Here is a 19,114-nt window from a genome sequence, read left to right as displayed (position 1 = left end):
ACCCCGGGGTCGACGCTCCTCGGGAACGCGGCGGGGCTGATCGTCTGTCTGCCCGACACCTACGCGTGGCCCACCTGAGGGCCGACGTCGAGGGCCGGGTGGCCGCCGCCTATCCGCGCGGGGACCGACCGCCCGCCGCTGCGTCCCGGACGACCAGCGAGGCCAGGCCCGCCCGGGTCTCCACCCCCGTCTTGCGGTAGACCCGGGCCACGTGGCTCTCGACGGTGCGGGGGCTCAGACAGAGCCGGTCCGCCATCGCCTGATTGGTGAGGCCCTCGGCCACGAGGGCCGCTATCTCCCGCTCGCGCGGGGTGAGGACGGCGAGCGGCCCGCCCGCGGTGCCGGCGCGGGATGGTGCGGGCCGGCTCCGGTCGGCCAGGTCCACCAGCATGCGGGCGCCCGCCTCGACGGCCAGGCGGCGGCCCCTGCGCCACACGGCGGCGGCCTGCGGACCGTCGCCCGAGGCCTGGAGCTGCGGGGCCGCGAGGAGCAGGCTCTGGGCCTCGCGCAGGATCGCGCCCGAGCGCGCGCCGTCCCGCGCCGCCTCCGTGAACTCCCTTGCCGCAGAGCCGGGTTCGCCCCGATGGGCGAGGACGCGGCCCCGGGCGCGGTGGGCCGCGCCGCACTGCTGGGGCAGCCCGAGGGCCTCTGCTTCCGCCCGGGCGAGGCGGGCGGTGCGCTCGGCCTCCGGGAGGTCCCCCGCGGCGAGGGCCGCCCCGGAGAGCAGTTCGAAGTAGCCGGGGCGCAGGGACGGCTGGAGCCGGGAGAGGTCGCGGTCGCCGCCCGCGCGCACGAGCACCTCCCGGACCCGGTGCGGGTCGCGGCCGGGCGGGACGGTGTGGGCGAGCATGGACCGGGCCTGGGTGGCCCACCAGCCCTCGGCGGTCCCGACGGCCGCCGCGGCCTCCTCGGCGGCGGCGGGTGCCTCGGGGGCGCCGAGGGGCCGGGCGTGCAGGAGCACGGTGGCCCGCATCGCCCCGCTGAAGCCGATGAGTTCGGCGCCGCCCAGGGCGCGGGCGACCGCGAGGGCCTCCTCGGCCCGGTCGAGCGCGACGGCGACCCTGCCGGTCAGGAGGTGGACGTACGCGGAGCAGAGCAGCAGCTGCGAGAGGGCGAAGGGCCGTCCGGCGCGGCGGGCCACGGTGATGCCCCGGGCGGTGTGCCGCTCGGCCGCGCCGTACCGCTCCAGGAAGGCCTCGCTCCAGCCGAGGCGCACCAACGACTCGGCGTGCTCGGCCAGTCGGCCGTCGGTGAGGGCGTCCGTGAGCGCGGCGGCCTCGGTGGCGTGGACGCGGGAGGCGGCGGTCCCGCCCTCGTACGCCTCGCCGAGGGCGGCCAGGGTGAGGACCTCGGCCGTGCCGGTGTCGTCGCGGCGCCGGCGGGCCGCGTCGAGGGTCTCGGCGACGGTGGCGCGGACCTGGGGGTAGCGGGCGGCGAACAGGGCGCGGCAGCCCCACTCGACGACCAGCCGGGTCCGCAGGTCCGGCCGGGGCCCCGGGCTCCGCTCCAGCTCGCGGCGGAGCAGGGCGTCGGCCTCGGGATACCGGCCGAGGTGGCGCTCCGTGAAGGCGCACAGCAGCACGGCGGAGGTCAGCGGCTCCGGGTCCCCGGGTCCGTCCGCCCCGGGGTGGCCGCCGTCGATGAGGGGATGGAGGAGGTCCCGGCTCTCCGCGACGCGGCCCGCCGCGCCGAGGGCGCGGGCCCGGCGGAGCGTCAGTTCGCGCCGGGCCGGGCGGTGCTCGGCCCCGGCGGGCAGCAGGTCGAGCACGGCGCCCAGCCAGTCGGCGGCGCGCGCGGGGTCGGCCGCCCCGATCCGCTCGGCGGCCTCGGTCAGCTCGGCCGCGGTGACCGGGTCCCAGACGGCCGTGGACCGGAGCAGGTGCGGGGCGCGCTCGGTCAGCGGAGCCCCGGCCTCGGCCAGCGCCCGGGCGGCCCGCCGGTGCAGCTCCCGGCGCCGCCAGGGGTCGAGCGCGCCGAGGACCAGCTCGGGCAGCGCGGGATGCCGCAGCACCAGGCCGCGCCCGTCGGGACCGCACCGGACGAGGTCCCGCCGCACGAGCTCCCGCAGTGTTTCGCCCGTCTCGTCCTGGAGCGCCTGCTCCGAGAGCGCCTCTCGCGGTAACGCCTCCTCCTGGGGCGTCTCCCGCTGGAGCGCCCCGTCCTGGGGCGTCTCGTCCTGGGGCGTCCCGTCCTGGAGCGCCCCGTCCTGGTGCGTCTCGTCCTGGGGCCTCTCGGCCTGGAGTGCCGTCTCCCGGAGCGCCGGCCGAGCGGGGTGCCGGTCGGGTCGGATGAGCGTCGTGAGCAGTTCGGCGGTCGCGCTGTCGCCGAGGACCGCCAGCGCCTCCACGGCCGACCGCCGGGCCGGGTCGAGCGGGGCGAGTTCGGCCAGGAGGGCGGCCACCGGCCCGGGGTGGGGGGCCTCGGCCCCGCGCGTGCGGGTGTGCGCGAGCGCCCGGTAGTAGAGCGGGTAGCCACGGCTCGCGGCGTGGATCTCGCGCGCCAGCGCGGGCGGCAGTCCGGCCCCGAAGCCCTCGGCGCAGTCCTCGGGCGTCAGGGGGGCGAGTAAGAGCGGTGCGAGGGACCCGGTGTCCTCGGCACGCGCGAGGGCGGCCGCCAGGGCGGGCGGGGTCTGGCGCTCGCGCCGGGCGAGGACCAGGAGGAACGGTGCCCTCGGCGGGTGGCGGAGGAGGTGGTCGACGAGCGCGACGGAGGCGGGGTCGGCGGTGTGGAGGTCGTCGAGCACGAGCACCAGTCCGGGCGCGGCGACCCGGGTCAGGGCGGCCGCGATCCGTCGCGCCTCTCCGGCGGTCTCGACGCGCTCCGCGAGGTCGGCCAGGTCGGGCGCGGCCGCCCGGTCGCGGTGGTCCAGATCGGCGAAGGCGTCCAGGAAGGGCTGGTAGGGGGTGCCGGGCTCGGGAACCGGTCCCGCGCGGCCGTGCAGGACCGTCGGCCCGTGCCGCCCGGCCCGGAGCGCGAACTCGGTGAGCAGGCGCGTCTTGCCGATGCCGGGCTCCCCCGTGACGTCCACGGCCACCGGGCCCGCACCGCCGGCCCGGGCGCGCAGCAGGGCGTCCAGCCGGGCGAGTTCCCGGTCGCGTCCGACGAGGGGCGCGCGGTCGACGCGCCTCCGGTCCGCGAATGCCTCCATGTGTGTCCCCCTGTCCCGCCGTCTGCCGCGTTCTCAGTTGTACGGCACGCCACTAACAGGGGTCAGCCGGTCGCGAGGTCCTTGAAGGCGCGGGTCTGTTCCGTGATGGCCCGCTCGGTGGGCAGGCGTTCGATCGAGGACGCCCCGAAGAAGCCCACGACGCCGCTGGTGTGCTCCAGGACGTGGCGGGCGTCCTCGGGTTCCGCGATGGGTCCCCCGTGGCAGAGGACGAGGACGTCGGGGTTCACCCGCTTGGCCGCGTCGTGCATCTCCTGGACGGCGGCGGCCGCCTGGTCGAGCGTCATGGCCGTGCCGGCGCCGATGGCGCCCTTGGTGGTGAGTCCGACGTGCGGCACGAGGACGTCGGCTCCGGCGGCGGTCATGTCGGCGGCCTGCTGGGGGTCGAAGACGTACGGGGCGGTGAGCAGGTCGCGCTCGTGCGCGGCGCGGATCATGTCGACCTCCAGGCCGTACCCCATGCCGGTCTCCTCCAGGTTGACCCGGAAGGTGCCGTCGTACAGACCGACCGTGGGGAAGTTCTGCACTCCGGCGAAGCCCATGGCCTTGAGCTCGTCCAGGAAGAGGTCCATGCGCCGGAACGGGTCGGTGCCGCAGACTCCGGCGAGGACGGGGGTGTCGCGGACGACGGGCAGCACCTCGCGGGCCATGTCCTGGACGATCGCGTTGGCGTCGCCGTACGGGAGGAGGCCGGCGAGCGAGCCCCGGCCGGCCATCCGGTAGCGGCCGGAGTTGTAGAGGATCAGCAGGTCGACGCCGCCGGCCTCGGCGCACTTGGCGGACAGGCCGGTCCCCGCGCCCGCGCCGACGATCGGGCGGCCCGCGGCGACCTGGGCGCGCAGCCGGTCGAGCACGTCCTGGCGGCTGAGGGTGGTCCGGGTGTTCACGCTGGTCTCTCCTCGGGTGTGTCGATGTCTCGCTGACTCGGTGTCTCGCTGACTCGGTGACTCGGCGGTCGGTGGTGCGGGGGCTGTCGGTGCTCGGCGGTCGGCAATGCGGCGGTGCGGCGGGTCACTCGACGGTCAACGGTCCACCGCGCGGGGATCCTCGGTCGTCAACGGTCCACCCCACGGGGGTTCTCCGCGATCAGCCGGTGGAGGCGGTCGGCCATGGCGACCGCGAAGGAGGGGTCGTTGACGTGGGCGTCGAGCTCGTGGACGCGGACCTCGCCGCCCAGGACGGCGGCGCGCAGCGCGTCGAGCCCGGCGCGGTCCGCCTCGGGGTCGGCGAAGGGTCCGTCGGCCGTGGAGACGGCGGAGACACCGCGCAGGGGCCAGAAGACCTCGGCGGGACCGCGGGCCGCGCGGAGCTTGCGGCCCATCCCGGTGCCGAGTTCCGCCATCTCGCCCGCGGTGGTGCGCATCAGGGTGACCGTCGCGTTGTGGGCGAGCAGCCGGCGTCCGGCGAACCGCTCCGGGACGGTCGCGGCGGGGCCGAAGTTGACCATGTCAAGGGCGCCCGGCGCGACGACCTGCGGGATGCCGACGGCCCCCGCGGCGGTGAGCCGGGACGGTCCGGCGCTGAGCACGCCGCCGACGAGCTCGTCGGCGAGTTCGGTGGTGGTCAGGTCGAGGACGCCGTCGAGCATGCCGTCCCTGGCGAGCTTCTCGACGGCCCGGCCGCCCGCGCCGGTGGCGTGGAAGACGAGGACCTCGTAGCCGAGTTCGGCGAGCCGGGCGCGGGCCGTGTCCACGGCCGGGGTGGTCACGCCGAACATGGTGGCCGCGACGACCGGCCGTCCCCGGCCAGCGGACTCGTCGTGGTTGCGCTCGTGGCGTCGGGCCATTCCGGCCGCGGCGGCCGCCGCGTTGCCGAGGACCTGCCGGGAGACGGCGTTGAGCCCGGAGATGTCGACGACGCTGTACATCAGCGTGAGGTCGCTGCTGTCGACGTACGGGGAGACGTCACCGCCGGCCATGGTGCTGACGAGCACCTTGGGGACGCCGATGGGCAGGGCCCGCATGGCCGGGGCGGCGATCGCGGAGCCCCCGCTGCCGGCCGCGGCCAGCACGGCGTGCAGCCTCCCCTTGCGGTAGAGGTCGACGACGATCCGGGTGAGACCCTGCGCCATGGCGGTGACGGCCGCCCCGCGGTCCCCGGCGGCGCGGAGACTCGCCAGGTCGTGTCCCGCGGCCCGCGCCACGACGTCGGCGCAGACGTCGGCCGCCGGTGCCTGGGCGGACGGCGGCATGACCCCCGTGTCGACGAGGAGGACCTCACTGCCGTACTCCCTGAGCCGCTCGCGCAGCCAGGCGTACTCCTCGCTCTTGGTGTCCAGTGTGCCGACCAGCACGACGGTCGCCATGCCCTCACCCTTCTCCCGGTCCCGCCCTGTGTCCCGGTCCCGTCCACCGGTCCCGCCGTGACGATCCTCCGTCGGGTGACCTGCGAGGACAACGACCAGTCGGGCCGGATTGGCCTGCGCCGCGGTGACCGGGGCGCGGGCGCCGTGGAGCAAGATGGGGGCCATGGCCAGGATTGCTTCGACCCGTCTGTCACGGCTCCTCACCGGCTGGTCGTCGGAGGGAGCGGGGCCGCTGCCGCGCCGCCTCGCCGACGCGCTGCGGGAGCTGGCCGAGCGCGGGGACGTCGCCGGCGGCAGCGTGCTGCCCTCGCAGCGCGAACTGGCGCTGGTCCTGGGGGTGAGCCGGTCCACCGTGACGGCCGCGTACGGGCTCCTGGAGCACGAGGGGTGGCTGGAGAGCGTGCGGGGCAGCGGGTCCCGGCTGCGCGGGTCGGGTGCGCTCGACCGGTACGTGGCGGAGGGGCGCCTCGTGAGCTTCCACGCGCGGGCGGGGGGCTCCGGGACCGCCGACCTGTCGAGCGGGGCGCTGCCCGGGCTCGGCGCGGTCGCCGAGGCCGTCGGGTCGCTGAGCGGGGGCGACCTGCGCGGCCTGCTCGGGGACGACGGCTACCACCCGTACGGGATCCCCGCGTTGCGCGAGGGCATCGCCGCGTACTACCGGGCGGCGGGGGTGGCGACGGAGGCGGAGCAGATCCTGGTGACCTCGGGCTCCCAGCAGGCGGTGTGGCTGGTGACGCAGGCGCTGGTCGAACCGGGCGACACCGTGGTGGTGGAGAACCCCACGTACCGGGGAGCCCTGGAGGCGCTGCGCGCGCGGGGCGCCCGTCTGGTCCCGGTCGGCGGCGACGGGGCGGACGGGGCCGGTCCCGCCGAGCTGCTGCGGCTGTGCGCGCACGGGCGGCCCCGGCTGGTGTACCTCCAGCCGACGGTCCACAACCCGACCGGTCGCACGCTCGGCGACTCGGTGCGGCGGGAGTGGCGGCGGGTGCTGGCGGACCGGGAGCTGTTCGCGGTCGAGGACACGGCCTGCGCCGAACTCGCCCTGGGGGACGGGGAGGACGGGGACGCCACCGCCCCGGTCCCGCTCGTCGCGGGGCTCCCGATGACCTCCACGGTGACCGTCGGCACGCTCTCCAAGCTGTTCTGGGGCGGGCTGCGGGTGGGCTGGGTGCGGTCGTCGCCGCAGGTGGTGGCGCGGCTCGCGGAGATCAAGACCTCGGTGGACCTGGCCTGCTCGGTCGTGGACCAGCTCGTCGCGGTCCGGCTGCTCGACGGGCTGCCCGAGGCACGTGTCCGGCGCAGGGCCGAGCTGCGGGGGCAGCGGGACGCGGCGGAGGCGCTGGTGCGCGGGGCGGCGCCCCACTGGGAGTGGACGCGGCCGGCGGGCGGCCCGGCGCTGTGGGTGCGGGTCCCGGGCACCGACACGGAGGCCCTCGCCCAGCTGGCGCGGCGGCACGGGGTGTCGGTGGTGCCGGGCGCGGCGTTCTCGCCGGTGGACGGCTTCCGGGACCGGCTCAGACTGCCGTACGCCCGTGGCACGGAGGCGCTGGCCGCCGCGCTCCCGGTCCTGCTGGACTGCGCGGACCGCGCGGCGGGCTGACGGCACGGCGGCGACCGGGGAGCCCCCTCAGGGGTGCATCCGGGCCCCCTTCAGCACCTTGTCGACGGCATTGCGCGGCCCGTACACGGCGATGCCCACCAGATCCAGCTGTCCCGTGCCGACGGCCCGTACGGCGGCCCGGTTGTCCCGGTCGTTGCCCGTGGTGAAGAGGTCGCCGGTGAACACCGCGCGGGGCAGTCCGCGCGCGAGGGCGCGGCCGTGGGCGGCGGTCAGGGTCTCCTCGGCGCCCTCGAAGACCAGGACGGGCTGGCGGAACATCGGCAGGTAAGGGGTGTCGTCGGCGTCCGCGTAGGGCGCGCCGATCACCTCGGGAAGCTCCGTGCCGAGCCCGCTGACCAGGAACGCCGTCACGTTCAGGCGCTGCCAGGTCTCCAGGTCCTCGCGCAGCAGCACGGCGATCTTGGTGTCGAAGCGTACGGGGGCGTGCTCGTTCGTCGTCATGGTCCGAGACTGCCGCCGGGCCCCTCGTACGGTCTTGTACGTTTCTTGCGAGGTGACCGCGGGGTGGCCGCGCGCACGGCGTCCCACCGGCGCCCCACTCGTCGACACTCGTCGGCACTCGTCGACACTCATCGGAGGAGAGGTTTCCCGTATGGCGGCTCGTGGGGAGACCCGGCAGGAGGTCTCGGCCTGGCGCCCGCGGGTGCCGGGTGTCGTGGAGGTCTTCCACGCCCGGTTCACCGAGCACGCGTATCCGATGCACGTGCACGACGTGTGGACCCTGCTCATCGTCGACGACGGCGCGGTCCGCTACGACCTCGACCGGCACGAGCGCGGGACGCCCCGCGACACCGTGTCCCTGCTCCCGCCGCAAGTGCCGCACAACGGTTCCCCCGCGACCTCCGACGGCTTCCGGAAGCGGGTGCTCTACCTGGATTGCACCCAGCTGGACGCGAGCCTCATCGGTCCGGCGGTGGACGCGCCCGACCTGGTCGACCCGCTGCTGCGGAGGCGCGTCGGGCAGCTGCACGCCGCGCTCGCGGAGCCGGGGGACGAACTGGAGGCGCAGAGCCGCCTCGCCCTCGTCGGGGACCGGCTGCGCGGCCATCTGCGGCCCCGGCAGGTGAGGCCGGGGCCGGAGGCCGGGCCCGGCGTGGCTCATGCCCTGCGCGAGCTGCTCGACGCGCGCGTCGTCGAGGGCGTCACCCTGGACGAGGCCGCCCTGCTGCTGCACGCGCACCCCGCGCATCTCGTACGGGCCTTCAGCGGGGCCTTCGGGATCGCACCGCACCAGTACCTGACGGCCCGCCGGATCGACCGGGCCCGGCAGCTGCTGCTCGACGGCCGGGCGCCCGTCGACGTGGCGGCGGCGACCGGCTTCTACGACCAGTCCCACCTGAACCGTTCCTTCAAGCGGATCGTGGGCACCACTCCCGGGCGCTTCGCCGGCGCGCGCGGCGGACCCTCGTCGGGGGTGTGATCCGGCCACCCGGCCCGACGTGCCGTTCCTCTCCCGCGGACGGCTGGATTCCGCCCGGGGTCGCGCAAACGGAACAGATGACGCACTGGTGGTGACTCCGCTCCGGCCGGTGTGATCCCCGCGCCCCGTCGCACGCCCTGTCGAAGCCGATCTTCCGCCCCCACCCTGATCGGCGGCGGGACGAGCGAGCGGGGAGCGGGTGACCGGGTGGGCGACGGTGTGGACGTGTGCGTGGTCGGAGCGGGGCCGGCCGGTCTGACGCTCGCGATCGGCCTGCGCCGTCTCGGGCTGCGGGTGCGGATCGTCGACAGGGCGACCGCCGCCGCGCGCGAGGTCCGCCCCCTGGTGCTCTGGGCGCGGGCCCGCGAGGCGCTCGACGCCCTGGGGATCGACGCGGTCCTGCGGCGGCACGGCAGGGAGGCGGACGCGGTCACGATCCACGCGCGCGACCGGTTCCTCGGCGAGCTCACCACCGGCTGGGTTCTGTCCGCCCACGCCCGCCCCCTGGCCGTCGCACGGCACGACGTGGAACGCCTGCTCCGCGAGGAGCTCGCCCGGCTCGGCACCCGCGTCGAGTGGAGCGCCGAGCTGACCGGCGTCGAGGTGCACGAGGACCGGGCCGCGTTCACCCTGCGCCACGGGGACGGCCGGGTCGAGTCCGCCGCCGCTCCGTGGATCGTCGGCTGCGAGGGCGTCTCCAGTGTGGTCAGGGACCGGCTCGGCATCCCCTTCGAGAGCCGCCCCGGTGTCGGCCTCCTCGTCGCCCGGGGCGCCGCCCGGCCGGGCCGGCCGCCGGGTGAACGGCCCGGCGGAGGGCGCCTCTTCCTGGCCCCGCACCGTTCGCTGCTCGTCCTCCCTCAGCCCGGCGGGGACCTCCGCTTCTTCTGCTTCCTGGACGGTCCCGGCACGGCCCCGGCCGCCGCGCCCTCCCGGGCCGAACTGCGCGACCTGGTCGCGGACACCCTCCGCGTCCCGGGGCTCCGGCTCCTGACGACGGACCGTGCCGGACAGGACCGGGACCGCCCCGGCGACCGGATCGCCGCACGGCTCCGGCACGGCCGCGCGCTGCTCGCCGGGGGCGCGGCGCACGCCTGGGACCGGGCCGGCGGCCACGGCGTGAACCTCGGCATCCTCGGCGCCCACAACCTCGCCTGGAAGCTGGCCGCCGTGCACCGGGGGCAGGCGGGCGAGGGACTCCTGGACACGTACAGCGACGAGCAGCGGCGGATGGCGGTCCGTTACGTCCGCGCGATGCGGTTCGACTTCATGGAGCGGCCGTTGCCCCCGCTGGGCCACCGGGCGTTCACGGCCGCGGTGCCGGCCGCGCTCCCCCGCCGCGGCTTCCGGCGCCGTCCCGACCCGCGCCCCGGCCACCGGGGCGGCGCGCTGTCCTGGCACCTCGCCGCCCCGTACCACCGGACCGGGCCCCGCGCGGGCGACCGCATGCCCGACGTCAGGGTCGCCGCCGCGGGACCCGTCGCCCGGCGGATCCACACCCTGCTCGGCTACGGGCGGTGGACGCTGGTCCTGCGCGCGGGGCGGGCCGAGCCCGCGCTGGTCGACGCCCTGCGCCGGGAGTGCGCCCGGTTCCCGGCGCCGGTGCGGATCCTGCCCGTGACCCCCCGGGACGGCATCGAGGCCGGACGGCTCGGCCACCCGGGCCTCCTGTGTCTGGTGCGGCCCGACGGGTACGTGGGGCTCGTCGCCCCGCTCGCCCGCCCCGCCCTGCTCGGCGCCTATCTCGCGGCGCTCGGCCACGCGCGGACCGACCGGTCCCCCGGGCCTCGGGGGAACCTCTCGACACCCCGTCGCGTTATACCCCCCAAGGGTATGTAGAGGAGGGGTTCCATGACCACCAGACGACTGACCGCGCTCACCCCGGAGCAGGCACCCGGACGCGCCCGCGAGCTGCTCACCGACCTCGTCGAACGGCACGGGTCCGTCGGCGAGATGGTGTCCACGATGGCCCACTCGCCGGCTCTGCTCGACGGCTATCTCGGCCTCTCGCGCGCCATGAAGCGGGTCAGGATCCCGCGGGCCCTGAGCGAGAAGCTGTCCCTCGCCGTCCAGGAGTGGATCGGCTGCGGCACCTGCCGCGAAGCGCACCAGGAGGCCGGACGCGCGGCGGGACTGACCGCGACCGACATCGAACTGGCCCGCCAGGGCACCTCGACCGACCCGCGCGAGGCCGCTCTCATCGGCCTCGCGCTGCGGGTCCTCGCCGAGCCGGGCTCGCTCGCGGACGAGGACGTGGCGGAGGTGCGGGCGCACGGCTGGAGCGACCGGGTGATCGCCGAGGTGGTCGGCGTGGTCACGCTCAATCTGCTCACCGGTGCGTTCAACCTCCTCGCGGGCATCCAGCCGGAGCACGAGGAGTGAGCGGAGGCGGGCGGGCCTACCTCGCGGCGGGCGCCGCGAACGTCACGTCCGCCGCCGTGACGGTGGTCTCCGCGTCGCTCCCGAGGGCGTACGCGGCGACCCGGGACACCGTCGCCGCCGGGACCGACTCGGCGATGCCGGGCGCCCCCGGGATGTCCTGGGTGGCGTGGGCGTCGTGCGGGACGACGACCCGGTAGCCGAGCGCCAGGGCCGTACGCGCCGTCGCCTGGACGCACATCTCCGACATGACGCCGCAGACGGCGACCGACCGCACGCCCGCCCCGGTGAGCACCTCGCCCAGCGTGGTGTCCTCGAACCCGTCGTCGTGGGGCTTGCGGATCACGACCTCGGTGGGACCGTGGGCCACGGCGTGGTGCAGTTCCCAGCCCGGCGTGTGCGGTTCGTCCTCGGCTCCGGGCGGCCCGTCGTTCTGTAGGTGGGCGATGAACGCGCCGTCCCGCCGGGCCCGTTCGATCAGGTCGCTGGTGCTGTCGACGAGCCGGGCGGCGGCGGGCACCGCCCCCTCGCCGGTGACGAAGGCCGACTGGACGTCGACGACGATCAGGGCATCCACGGGCAGCGCGCGCTCGGTCATCCGGCCATCATCACCCCCACCGACCCCCCGCGCCACGGAGTTTCGGCCCCGCCGGCGCGGGTGGAAAACCCGGGCGCTCCCCTCCGGCCCGCGCGTAGCCTCGGGGGCCGGGAAACAGGGGAGGATCCGCATGGCCGAGTCGACGGCGTCTGCGTGGTGGGAACTGCTGCCGGACGGCATCCGGAGTCAGGTCGACGGGTACGTCCTCCAGGACGCGCGGCTCCAGGCCGTGCGGGTCGTGTGGCAGACGTGCCGGGGCCGCGGTCTGGGGCTCCACGACGCGGAGCGGGTCGTCCACGACCGGTACCTCCACCACGGCGACCGGATCGCGCGCACCCCGCCGAGTCCCCTGGACCTGGAGTCGCTGGCGGCCCGTGCCGCGGGCTGTCCGGGGCGGGTGGTCGCGGTCGAGGCCGTCTGGGACGGGGACACCGTGCACGACTGGTTCGTGCTCCTCCTCGCGCTCACGGACGACCCCGTCGGCGAGCACGAACTCGCCATGATCCACCGGGAAGCCGCCGTGCTGCACCTGGGCGGGAGGCGGACCCGCGACCGGCTCCACCCGGCGGCCGAGGCCGCCGAATCGGCCGGCCGGGCGCTGGCCCGGCACCTCGCGGTCCCCTTCCACTTCGGGAGCCCGGACACCCCGGACGACGGGGCCCCGCGATGGCGTTCCTGAGCCGCGCCCGCACGCATATTCGTTTGCCGCCGCTGAGTCCGGTCCGATAGGAATCCCGCATGCTGCGAGGTACCACGGTCGGGCTCAGGGCCCGCCACGAGGAAGACATCACGCTCCTGCGGACCGAGCTCTACGACGACGTGGTCAACGGGTCGCGGTCCGAGGCGGCGCCGTGGCGGCCGATCACACCCGGCGCGAAGGACCCCCGGCTCGTGGTGGACGACACCAACGAGCGGAACGTCTCCTTCTCCATCGTGGAGCTGGAGGGCGGTTCGCTGATCGGCAGCGCCAACCTGTGGGGCATCGACAACCACAGCCGGAGCGCGCACATCGGTCTGGGCCTCTTCCCCTCGGCCCGCGGCAAGGGCTACGGCACGGACGTGGTCGCCGTGCTCAGCCACTACGGCTTCGCCGTGCGCGGCCTCCACCGGCTCCAGATCGAGACGCTGGCCGACAATGCCGCGATGCTGCGGTCGGCCGAGCGCAACGGCTTCGTCCGCGAGGGCGTGCTGCGCTCCTCCGCGTGGGTCATGGGCGAGTTCCTGGACGAGGTGCTGCTCGGCCTCCTGGCCGACGAGTGGAAGTCCCGCCCGGCCTAGGGGGTGTAGTCAGGGAGACCGGCCGGACGCCCCCGGGGAGCGCTCCCCTCGCCCGCCCGGACGGCGCGGGCGAGGAGCCACCGGCCCGAGAGGCCCGTGACCAGGAGTCCGGCGACGAGCGTGACGAGGGCCGCGCCGGGGCCGGAGGACCAGTCGACCGCGGGGGCGCGGGCGGCGAGGACCACCCCGAGGGCGACGGCCACCGCCGGTACGGCGTGGAGGGCGGGGCGGATCCGGGCCAGGTCGTCCTCCACCAGGGAGCCGAGGACGCCGACGCCGAGCGCGAGCGCCCAGACGCCGAGGCCCTGGGCGTCCGCGCGGTTCACCGTCCAGGGGAGCAGCGCTCCCCAGAAGCCGGGGAAGCACAGCAGTCCCGCGCCGATGCCGAGCCATCCCGAGCCGAGCACGGCGAGCGGCGGTTTCGACCAGGCGGGGAGCGGGGCGACCGGACTCCGCCGCGCCACCGCGCCGGTGGGGCGGCTGCGGTACTGGGCCGCGAGGCAGCCGACCGCGGCGAGGGCGAGGACGCCGAGGGTGGCGACCCAGCCGAGGCTGAACAGGGCGAGGAACAGGGGACCGCCGCGTACGGCCTGGAGGCTTCCGGCGTTCAGCACGGTCACCGTGAAGAGGCCGACGAGGACGATCGCGAGCGGCAGCACCAGGCTCCTGGCCTCCTCCCAGACGCGGGCCCGGCCGATCGTGAAGAGCGCGGGCGCCACGCCCGCCATGGCCGCCCCGACGAGGCCGGGGCTCAGCGCCTCGGGCGACACCCAGGCCCCCGCCGCGTGCCCGGTCAGGGCCGCCACGGCGAGCAGCGTGCCGACGGCGGCGCTGATGCCGCCGACGACACCGCTCAGGACCACGACGGCGGGCGCGAGCGCCCGTCCGCCGGTGTCTTCCGCGCGCGTGACCGTCTCCTGCCCGGTGGCGCTCATCCCCTGGCTCCTTCGGCGGAGGCGCCCGTCGCGACCGGCGCGTGCGCCGGCATCGTGGGCAGGTCGGCGAACTCCCGCTGCCGTCGCGTGACTTCACGCGCGTACAGGATCCGCAGGCTCACCACCGCGACGGCGGCGTACGCGAGCATGCCGCAGCCGACCCCGACGCCCGCGACGAGGGCCGTGAGCCGGTCGAGGCCCAGGGTCCGTTCGAGTACGGGCACGGTCGCCGCCGAGAAGGCGGGCGCCAGGCAGAGCGCGGCGAGGTGCAGCGACCACTCCTCGCGCGCCCAGTGCGCGCCCCGGGCGCCGGCGCGCGCCGCCCGGACGGCGAGGACCGCGTACGTGACGGGGTACGGGACGAGATAGGCGAGGAGCAGTCGGCGCCCGGCGGTGCCCTCGTCGAGGAACGCGGCCGTGATCCACACCAGGCCCGCCGCGCCCGCGAGATGGGCGGCGATCCGCACCGGCGGGGGACACCAGGTGCCGGTCACGCCGGGGACGGTGGGCCGTCGGTCGAGGCTCCGGGAGGCGAGGAGGGCGCCGAAGGTGACGAGCGCGCCGAGGTGCATGATCGCGACCCGGTTGATGTCCGCGAGGCCGAGCCCGGGATACAGGGAGGGCAGCAGGCCCCACTCGATCCGGAGCAGCGGAGCGGTCATCAGGAAGCCGTAGCAGAGCAGCATCCAGCGCTGGTGGAGGTCCGGGAGGCCCCGGACGGCCGCGAGGACGCCGAAGGTCACGCTGCCGACGGTGCCGGCCAGGATCGTGGCCAGGACGATCCAGAACGCGGCCCCGCTGAAGGCCTCCTCGGGCGGGGTGCGCACCAGGTACAGGGCGGCGCCGGCCATCGACGCGTACACGGTGACCGCGAAGACGGTCCCGGCGATCCGGTGCAGCCGGACGCGGCGGCGGACGGCGGAGAGCAGCTGCACGGGGCCGAGCACCATGAGCAGGCCGCCCAGGACCGAGTGCGCGATCAGGGGGACGAGGCTGCGGCCGTACGGTCCCATCCGGTCGCGCACCGCCTCGGCCACGAACTCCGGGGAGACGGAGCGGCCGAGGAGCCACTCGCCGAGGGCGGGCGCTCCCGGCCGGGCGTACGGCCAGAGCTCGGTCACGGCGATCGGCGCGTACGCCAGGCAGACCACGGTCACCGTCACGGTGGCCGCCCTCCCCCACCGCGCGCGCGTGCCGGTCGGACGCCCCATGGCGGTTCCCCCTCTCGATAGTCACTTCTGGACTATGGAGGAAGGTAGGGCGGGAGGCGGCCGGGGTCAACCGGTCGGTAACAAAAGGCCGGTGGCGGGCTCAGGGCTCGCGGCTCTCCACCCACTGCCAGAAATCGACCATCATCCGCTCATACCGGATGCCGAACTCCAGCGCCTCGCGCTGCCCCCGCGTCAGCAGTTCCCCGACGTCCTGCGCGAGGTCCTCGTAGGTGTCCAGGGTCCGCCGGTGCTCGTCGATCTGGACCGGGGCGTGGACGCGCGGACTGGCGCCGAACCACAGCTTGAGGATGCCGCGTTCACGGGCCTCGACGGGGACGAAGGCGGGGTCGGCCAGCCAGCCGCGCAGCGCCGCCGTCCCCTCCGCCGTGAGGCTCATCAGACGCCGGTTGCGCCCGCCCGGCTGCCGCACCTCCGACAGCAGTCCCGCGTCGAGGAGCCGGTCGCACTGCGCGTACACCTGGGCGTGCGGCATCGACCAGAACGGGGCCACCGTCCGCGCGGCCTCCACCTTCACGTCGTACGGAGTGGCCTCGCCCAGCTTGTCGATGATGCCGAGCACGAGGAAGGAAGGCGTGGTCAAGCGGACTTCAGACATGCGGCGACGGTACCGCGACGGCGGCGCGGCCCCGCGTCGTCGCCTGCCCCGGCCGCGCGACCGGGCCCGGGCGGGGGCCCGCCGTCTACGAGGCGGGGCCGGTCGCCCCGGGCTCGGAGCGGACCGGAACCGCCGCGTCCCTCGGCCGGCCGAGGGCGCGGGGTGGCCCCGGCTCGGGGCAGAGCAGGTCGTCCAGCGCCGTCAGCCGGATGAGCCTCAGGGTCCACGGCTGGTCGCAGACCAGCCGCCACCGCGCACCGCGCCGGTGCACGCGCCCGGCGCAGTGCGCGAGGAGGCCGAGACCGGTGGCGTCGCAGAAGGTGAGGCGCCGGATGTCGACGGTCAGGGCCTCGGCCTCCCGGGCGAGGGCGTCGAGCTCGGGCCGCAGGTGCCGCACGAGGACGAGGTCGAGCTCGCCCCGGAGGGCGGCGACGGTGACACCGCCGGTCGAGCGGACGTCGAGGTACGGGTCATGACGGGGGATCTGCTGCATCGGGTGCTCCACAGGGTGGCTCCATGTGTCACGTCGAGCCTGGCCGCCCTGCCAGGGGGAGGGACGTTTCACCTCGACCGCAATCACCTGAATCGGTGAATATTCACCCCCTTTTCTCTCGCTCGGACACACCCGGACCGGACGTCAGTGCGGTGAGGACGGCCGCCGAGCGGCCCCGCCCGCAGGGAGACGGCGGCGCCCGAGCGTGCGGAAGCGCGCGGAGTCACGACGCGGCGCCTCGCGCTACGGCGCGGCTTTGGTGAGCGTCCGCAGGGGAATCCGCCGGAACTCCACCGTCTCGTACGGGCTCCTCGCCCCGGTCTCGTACAGCAGGCCGACCGTCTCTCCGTCGAGCCGCACCAGGTCCGAGTAGCCGGCCTTCCGCCCGTCCACCGTCAGCGCCTTCGTGAAGCTCCGCCCGCCGTCCCGGCTGCTCCACAGCGCCTCCTCCTCGCGCGCGGTCGGCACCGAGGGGGCCGAGAACAGCAGGAGGCCGTCGCGACCGCCCAGGTGCAGCAGGCCGCCGTGCACCACGGGCACGCGGTCCAGGGTGCGCTGGGGCGCGAAGGGGCGGTCGAGGCTCCGGCCGCCGTCGCCCGAGGTGGCGTCGGCGCGATGACCGGGGCTCGTCCCCAGCTGGTCCCGCGCGCTGAAGTACAGGGATCCGTCGGGGAGCTGAGCGGCGGACGTCTCGTTGGCGTTGACGAATCCCTCGTAGGCGTCGTCCACGAAGCCGAGGGACCAGGACCGGCCGCCGTCGTCGCTGAGGAGCGCGTGCGCGCCGTAGTAGCGGGGCTCCTCGCCGGTGTCCGGCGATCCCGGGGGCGGCGCCGCCGAGTGGTCGGCGGGCACGACGAGCCGCCCGGCGTGCGGGCCGCGGGTCAGGGCGAGTGCATGCCCGGGGCCGGTGGCGTACCAGCGCCAGCCGGGCCGCTTCACGCGCGTGGTGATCTCCTCCGGCGCGGAGAACGTCCGCCCGTCGTCGGAGCTGCGCTGGACGAACACCCGGCGCCCGCGCACCGGGGGGACCTCGCCGCGCAAGATCCGGCGCTCCGTGGCCTCCGCGCCGTTGTACGAGCTGAGCAGCACCACGTCGCCCGAGCGCGGGTCGACGACCGGTGCGGGGTTCCCTCGGGTGTCGCCGCGCCCCTCGGCGGCGACCGTCAGGGGCCCCCACGTACAGCCGCCGTCCGCCGACCGGCGGACCACGACGTCGATGGCCCCGGTGTCCCCCGCCCCGGTCCGGCGGCCCTCGGCGAAGGCGAGCACGGTCCCCGCGCGGGTCCGTACGACGGCGGGGATGCGGTACGTCGCGTAGCCGCCCGCCCCGGACGCGTACGGGACGGAGACCTGGCACCCGGCCGGGGCCGCCGGCGGGCCGGACGCCCCGGCGGGGTCCCGCGCGCCCCGCTGCGCGGCGTACAGTCCCGCGCACACCAGCAGGAGGAGCAGCCCCAAGCTCTTCACCCTCACACGCCCCATCCGCCCCACCCTTCCCCCCTCGCGGGACGGCAGGGGGAACTCCGGGGCGACACCCGGGGCCGTATCGGCGAATTCGCGCGGACGGCCCCGGAGCGGTGGTTCAGCCCGCGAAGCGGGCCATCCACGCCTCGACCTCGGCCGAGGAGCGCGGCAGACCGGCCGACAGGTTCTCGTGGCCCTCCTCGGTCACGACGAGGTCGTCCTCGATGCGGACGCCGATGCCGCGCCACTCCTCGGGCACGGTCAGGTCGTCCGGCTGGAAGTACAGGCCGGGCTCGACCGTGAGCACCATGCCCGGTGCGAGGACGCCGTCGACGTACTCCTCCGTGCGGGCCCGCGCGCAGTCGTGGACGTCCAGGCCGAGCATGTGGCCGGTGCCGGCCATGGTGAAGCGGCGCTGGAGGCCGAGCGCGTAGGCGCGGTCGACGGGGCCCTCGATGAAGCCCCACTCGACGAGGCGCGCCGCGAGGTGGCGCTGCGAGGCCTCGTGGAAGTCCCGGTACGGGGCACCGGGCTTGACCGCGGCCATGCCCGCCTCCTGCGCCTCGTACACCGCGTCGTACACCTGGCGCTGGACGGGGGTGAAGGTGCCGCTGATGGGGAGCGTGCGGGTGACGTCGGCGGTGTAGAGGGAGTGCGTCTCCACGCCCGCGTCGAGGAGCAGGAGTTCGCCGGGGCGCACGGGTCCGTCGTTGTCGGTCCAGTGCATGATCGTGGCGTGGTCTCCGGCGGCGCAGATCGAGCCGTAGCCGACGTGGTTGCCCTCCAGGCGGGCGCGGCGGAAGAAGGTGCCCTCGATCCACCGCTCGGACGAGGCGACGGCGCGGGAGAGTTCGGCGACGCAGTCGGTGAAGCCGCGCACGGTGGAGTCCACCGCCTTGCGCATCTCGCCGAGCTCCCAGGCGTCCTTGACGAGGCGGAGGTCGCTGAGGGCCCCCTCCAGCTCGGCGTCGCGCTCCTCGTCGGTGGTGACGGCGGCTTCGAGCGCCGGGTCGACGCCCCGGACGATCCGGGTCGGCACGCCGGAGCCGGCGGCGAGGTCCTCGGTGACGGTACGGACGTCACGGCAGGGCAGTCCGAGGACGGTCTCGGCCTCGGCGAGGGAGCGGCGGCGGCCCATCCAGAGCTCGGCCGTGTAGCCGATCCAGAACTCGTCGTCGTCGCGGCTGTCGCGCGGCAGCTGGTAGCAGAAGGCGTCGTGGCCGCCGTCGGCGCGGGGTTCGAGGACGAGGGCGCCGTCGCGGGCCTGGTCCCCGGTCATGTGCACGTAGCCGGAGTACGGGCGGAAGGGGTAGGTGTCGTCGTTGGAGCGGGTCTTGAGGTTCCCCGAGGGGACGATCAGCCGCTCGCCGGGGAAGAGCGCGGAGAGCGCGGTGCGGCGTGCGGCCGCGTACGGGGCCTGCTCGGCCGGTTCGAGGTCGTGCCGCTCGGTGTCCGCCCACCCCGTCCTCATGAGGGCGGAGAGCTCCTCGGAGACGCTGTTGTAGAGGCCGTTCTTGCGACCCTTCGCCACGTCCTGCACCTTCTTCCGGTTGTCTTCTGGGCCGCCGGACGTCGGCGGCACCCGGACGGTACTGCGCCGCGGGCGTCCCGGGTGCCCCGATCGGTCAGTG

General features: G+C 75.8%; 17 protein-coding genes. 6 read left to right on the top strand and 11 right to left on the bottom strand.

Annotation, left to right across the window (positions count from 1 at the left end):
• Positions 1-109 precede the first annotated feature (109 nt).
• From ACFYXU_RS13575 to ACFYXU_RS13565, 3 genes are all read right to left on the bottom strand, one after another.
• Positions 110-3,148, bottom strand: a complete 3,039-nt coding sequence (locus ACFYXU_RS13575) for an AAA family ATPase (RefSeq protein WP_389409005.1) — start codon at positions 3,146-3,148, stop codon at positions 110-112.
• A gap of 62 nt (positions 3,149-3,210) precedes the next feature.
• Positions 3,211-4,053, bottom strand: a complete 843-nt coding sequence (locus ACFYXU_RS13570; RefSeq protein ID WP_361401263.1) for a phosphoenolpyruvate hydrolase family protein — start codon at positions 4,051-4,053, stop codon at positions 3,211-3,213.
• 167 nt (positions 4,054-4,220) lie between these two features.
• Positions 4,221-5,471: a Tm-1-like ATP-binding domain-containing protein gene (locus tag ACFYXU_RS13565; RefSeq protein WP_389409004.1), complete on the bottom strand. Its 1,251-nt coding sequence runs from the start codon at positions 5,469-5,471 to the stop codon at positions 4,221-4,223.
• A 163-nt stretch (positions 5,472-5,634) separates the two neighbouring features.
• Between ACFYXU_RS13565 and ACFYXU_RS13560 the strand changes: the two genes are divergently transcribed.
• Positions 5,635-7,071, top strand: a complete 1,437-nt coding sequence (locus tag ACFYXU_RS13560) for a PLP-dependent aminotransferase family protein (protein WP_389409003.1) — start codon at positions 5,635-5,637, stop codon at positions 7,069-7,071.
• 27 nt (positions 7,072-7,098) lie between these two features.
• Here ACFYXU_RS13560 and ACFYXU_RS13555 read toward each other — a convergent pair whose 3' ends face one another.
• Positions 7,099-7,533: a DUF2000 domain-containing protein gene (locus ACFYXU_RS13555; RefSeq protein ID WP_361401254.1), complete on the bottom strand. Its 435-nt coding sequence runs from the start codon at positions 7,531-7,533 to the stop codon at positions 7,099-7,101.
• A gap of 151 nt (positions 7,534-7,684) precedes the next feature.
• Here ACFYXU_RS13555 and ACFYXU_RS13550 point away from each other — a divergent pair, with 151 nt between their 5' ends.
• The 3 genes from ACFYXU_RS13550 (at position 7,685) to ACFYXU_RS13540 (ending at position 10,891) form a co-directional block, all read left to right on the top strand.
• On the top strand, positions 7,685-8,512 hold the full coding sequence (locus tag ACFYXU_RS13550) for an AraC family transcriptional regulator (protein ID WP_389409002.1): 828 nt from the start codon (positions 7,685-7,687) through the stop codon (positions 8,510-8,512).
• A gap of 207 nt (positions 8,513-8,719) precedes the next feature.
• Complete coding sequence (locus ACFYXU_RS13545; protein WP_389457735.1) at positions 8,720-10,348, top strand: FAD-dependent monooxygenase; 1,629 nt, start codon at positions 8,720-8,722, stop codon at positions 10,346-10,348.
• Between the two features lie 12 nt (positions 10,349-10,360).
• Positions 10,361-10,891 carry a carboxymuconolactone decarboxylase family protein gene (locus tag ACFYXU_RS13540; RefSeq protein WP_389457733.1) on the top strand — a complete coding sequence of 177 codons (531 nt, stop codon included), beginning with the start codon at positions 10,361-10,363 and terminating at the stop codon, positions 10,889-10,891.
• Between the two features lie 16 nt (positions 10,892-10,907).
• On the opposite strand, the gene ACFYXU_RS13535 is transcribed toward ACFYXU_RS13540, so the two are convergent.
• A complete protein-coding gene (locus ACFYXU_RS13535; RefSeq protein WP_389457731.1) occupies positions 10,908-11,486 on the bottom strand; it encodes an isochorismatase family protein in 579 nt (192 codons plus the stop codon).
• A 130-nt stretch (positions 11,487-11,616) separates the two neighbouring features.
• Here ACFYXU_RS13535 and ACFYXU_RS13530 point away from each other — a divergent pair, with 130 nt between their 5' ends.
• Both ACFYXU_RS13530 and ACFYXU_RS13525 read left to right on the top strand, forming a co-directional pair.
• A complete protein-coding gene (locus ACFYXU_RS13530) occupies positions 11,617-12,165 on the top strand; it encodes a hypothetical protein (protein WP_389457729.1) in 549 nt (182 codons plus the stop codon).
• Between the two features lie 59 nt (positions 12,166-12,224).
• Positions 12,225-12,764 (top strand): GNAT family N-acetyltransferase, encoded by a 540-nt coding sequence (locus ACFYXU_RS13525; RefSeq protein WP_389457727.1) that lies wholly within the window; start codon positions 12,225-12,227, stop codon positions 12,762-12,764.
• Here ACFYXU_RS13525 and ACFYXU_RS13520 read toward each other — a convergent pair.
• The 6 genes from ACFYXU_RS13520 to ACFYXU_RS13495 form a co-directional block, all read right to left on the bottom strand.
• Complete coding sequence (locus ACFYXU_RS13520; protein WP_389457725.1) at positions 12,761-13,699, bottom strand: hypothetical protein; 939 nt, start codon at positions 13,697-13,699, stop codon at positions 12,761-12,763. The two genes, ACFYXU_RS13525 and ACFYXU_RS13520, sit on opposite strands and share 4 nt — an antisense overlap.
• Entirely contained in the window at positions 13,696-14,862 is a 1,167-nt protein-coding gene (locus ACFYXU_RS13515; protein ID WP_389457723.1) for a DUF2306 domain-containing protein, read from the bottom strand. Before ACFYXU_RS13515 ends, ACFYXU_RS13520 begins: the two co-directional genes overlap by 4 nt.
• 148 nt (positions 14,863-15,010) lie before the next feature.
• Positions 15,011-15,526: a PadR family transcriptional regulator gene (locus tag ACFYXU_RS13510; RefSeq protein WP_376509622.1), complete on the bottom strand. Its 516-nt coding sequence runs from the start codon at positions 15,524-15,526 to the stop codon at positions 15,011-15,013.
• Positions 15,527-15,611: 85 nt separating this feature from the next.
• Entirely contained in the window at positions 15,612-16,019 is a 408-nt protein-coding gene (locus ACFYXU_RS13505; RefSeq protein ID WP_389408998.1) for an STAS domain-containing protein, read from the bottom strand.
• A 243-nt stretch (positions 16,020-16,262) separates the two neighbouring features.
• Positions 16,263-17,501 (bottom strand): exo-alpha-sialidase, encoded by a 1,239-nt coding sequence (locus ACFYXU_RS13500; protein WP_389408997.1) that lies wholly within the window; start codon positions 17,499-17,501, stop codon positions 16,263-16,265.
• A gap of 100 nt (positions 17,502-17,601) precedes the next feature.
• Positions 17,602-19,014: an aminopeptidase P family protein gene (locus tag ACFYXU_RS13495; protein ID WP_389408996.1), complete on the bottom strand. Its 1,413-nt coding sequence runs from the start codon at positions 19,012-19,014 to the stop codon at positions 17,602-17,604.
• Positions 19,015-19,114 lie beyond the last annotated feature (100 nt).

Source organism: Streptomyces sp. NPDC002232, from assembly GCF_042890295.1.
Classification (GTDB): domain Bacteria; phylum Actinomycetota; class Actinomycetes; order Streptomycetales; family Streptomycetaceae; genus Streptomyces.
Note: the sequence above shows the minus strand (reverse complement) of the source record. Positions and strands in the feature narration are given on the sequence as shown.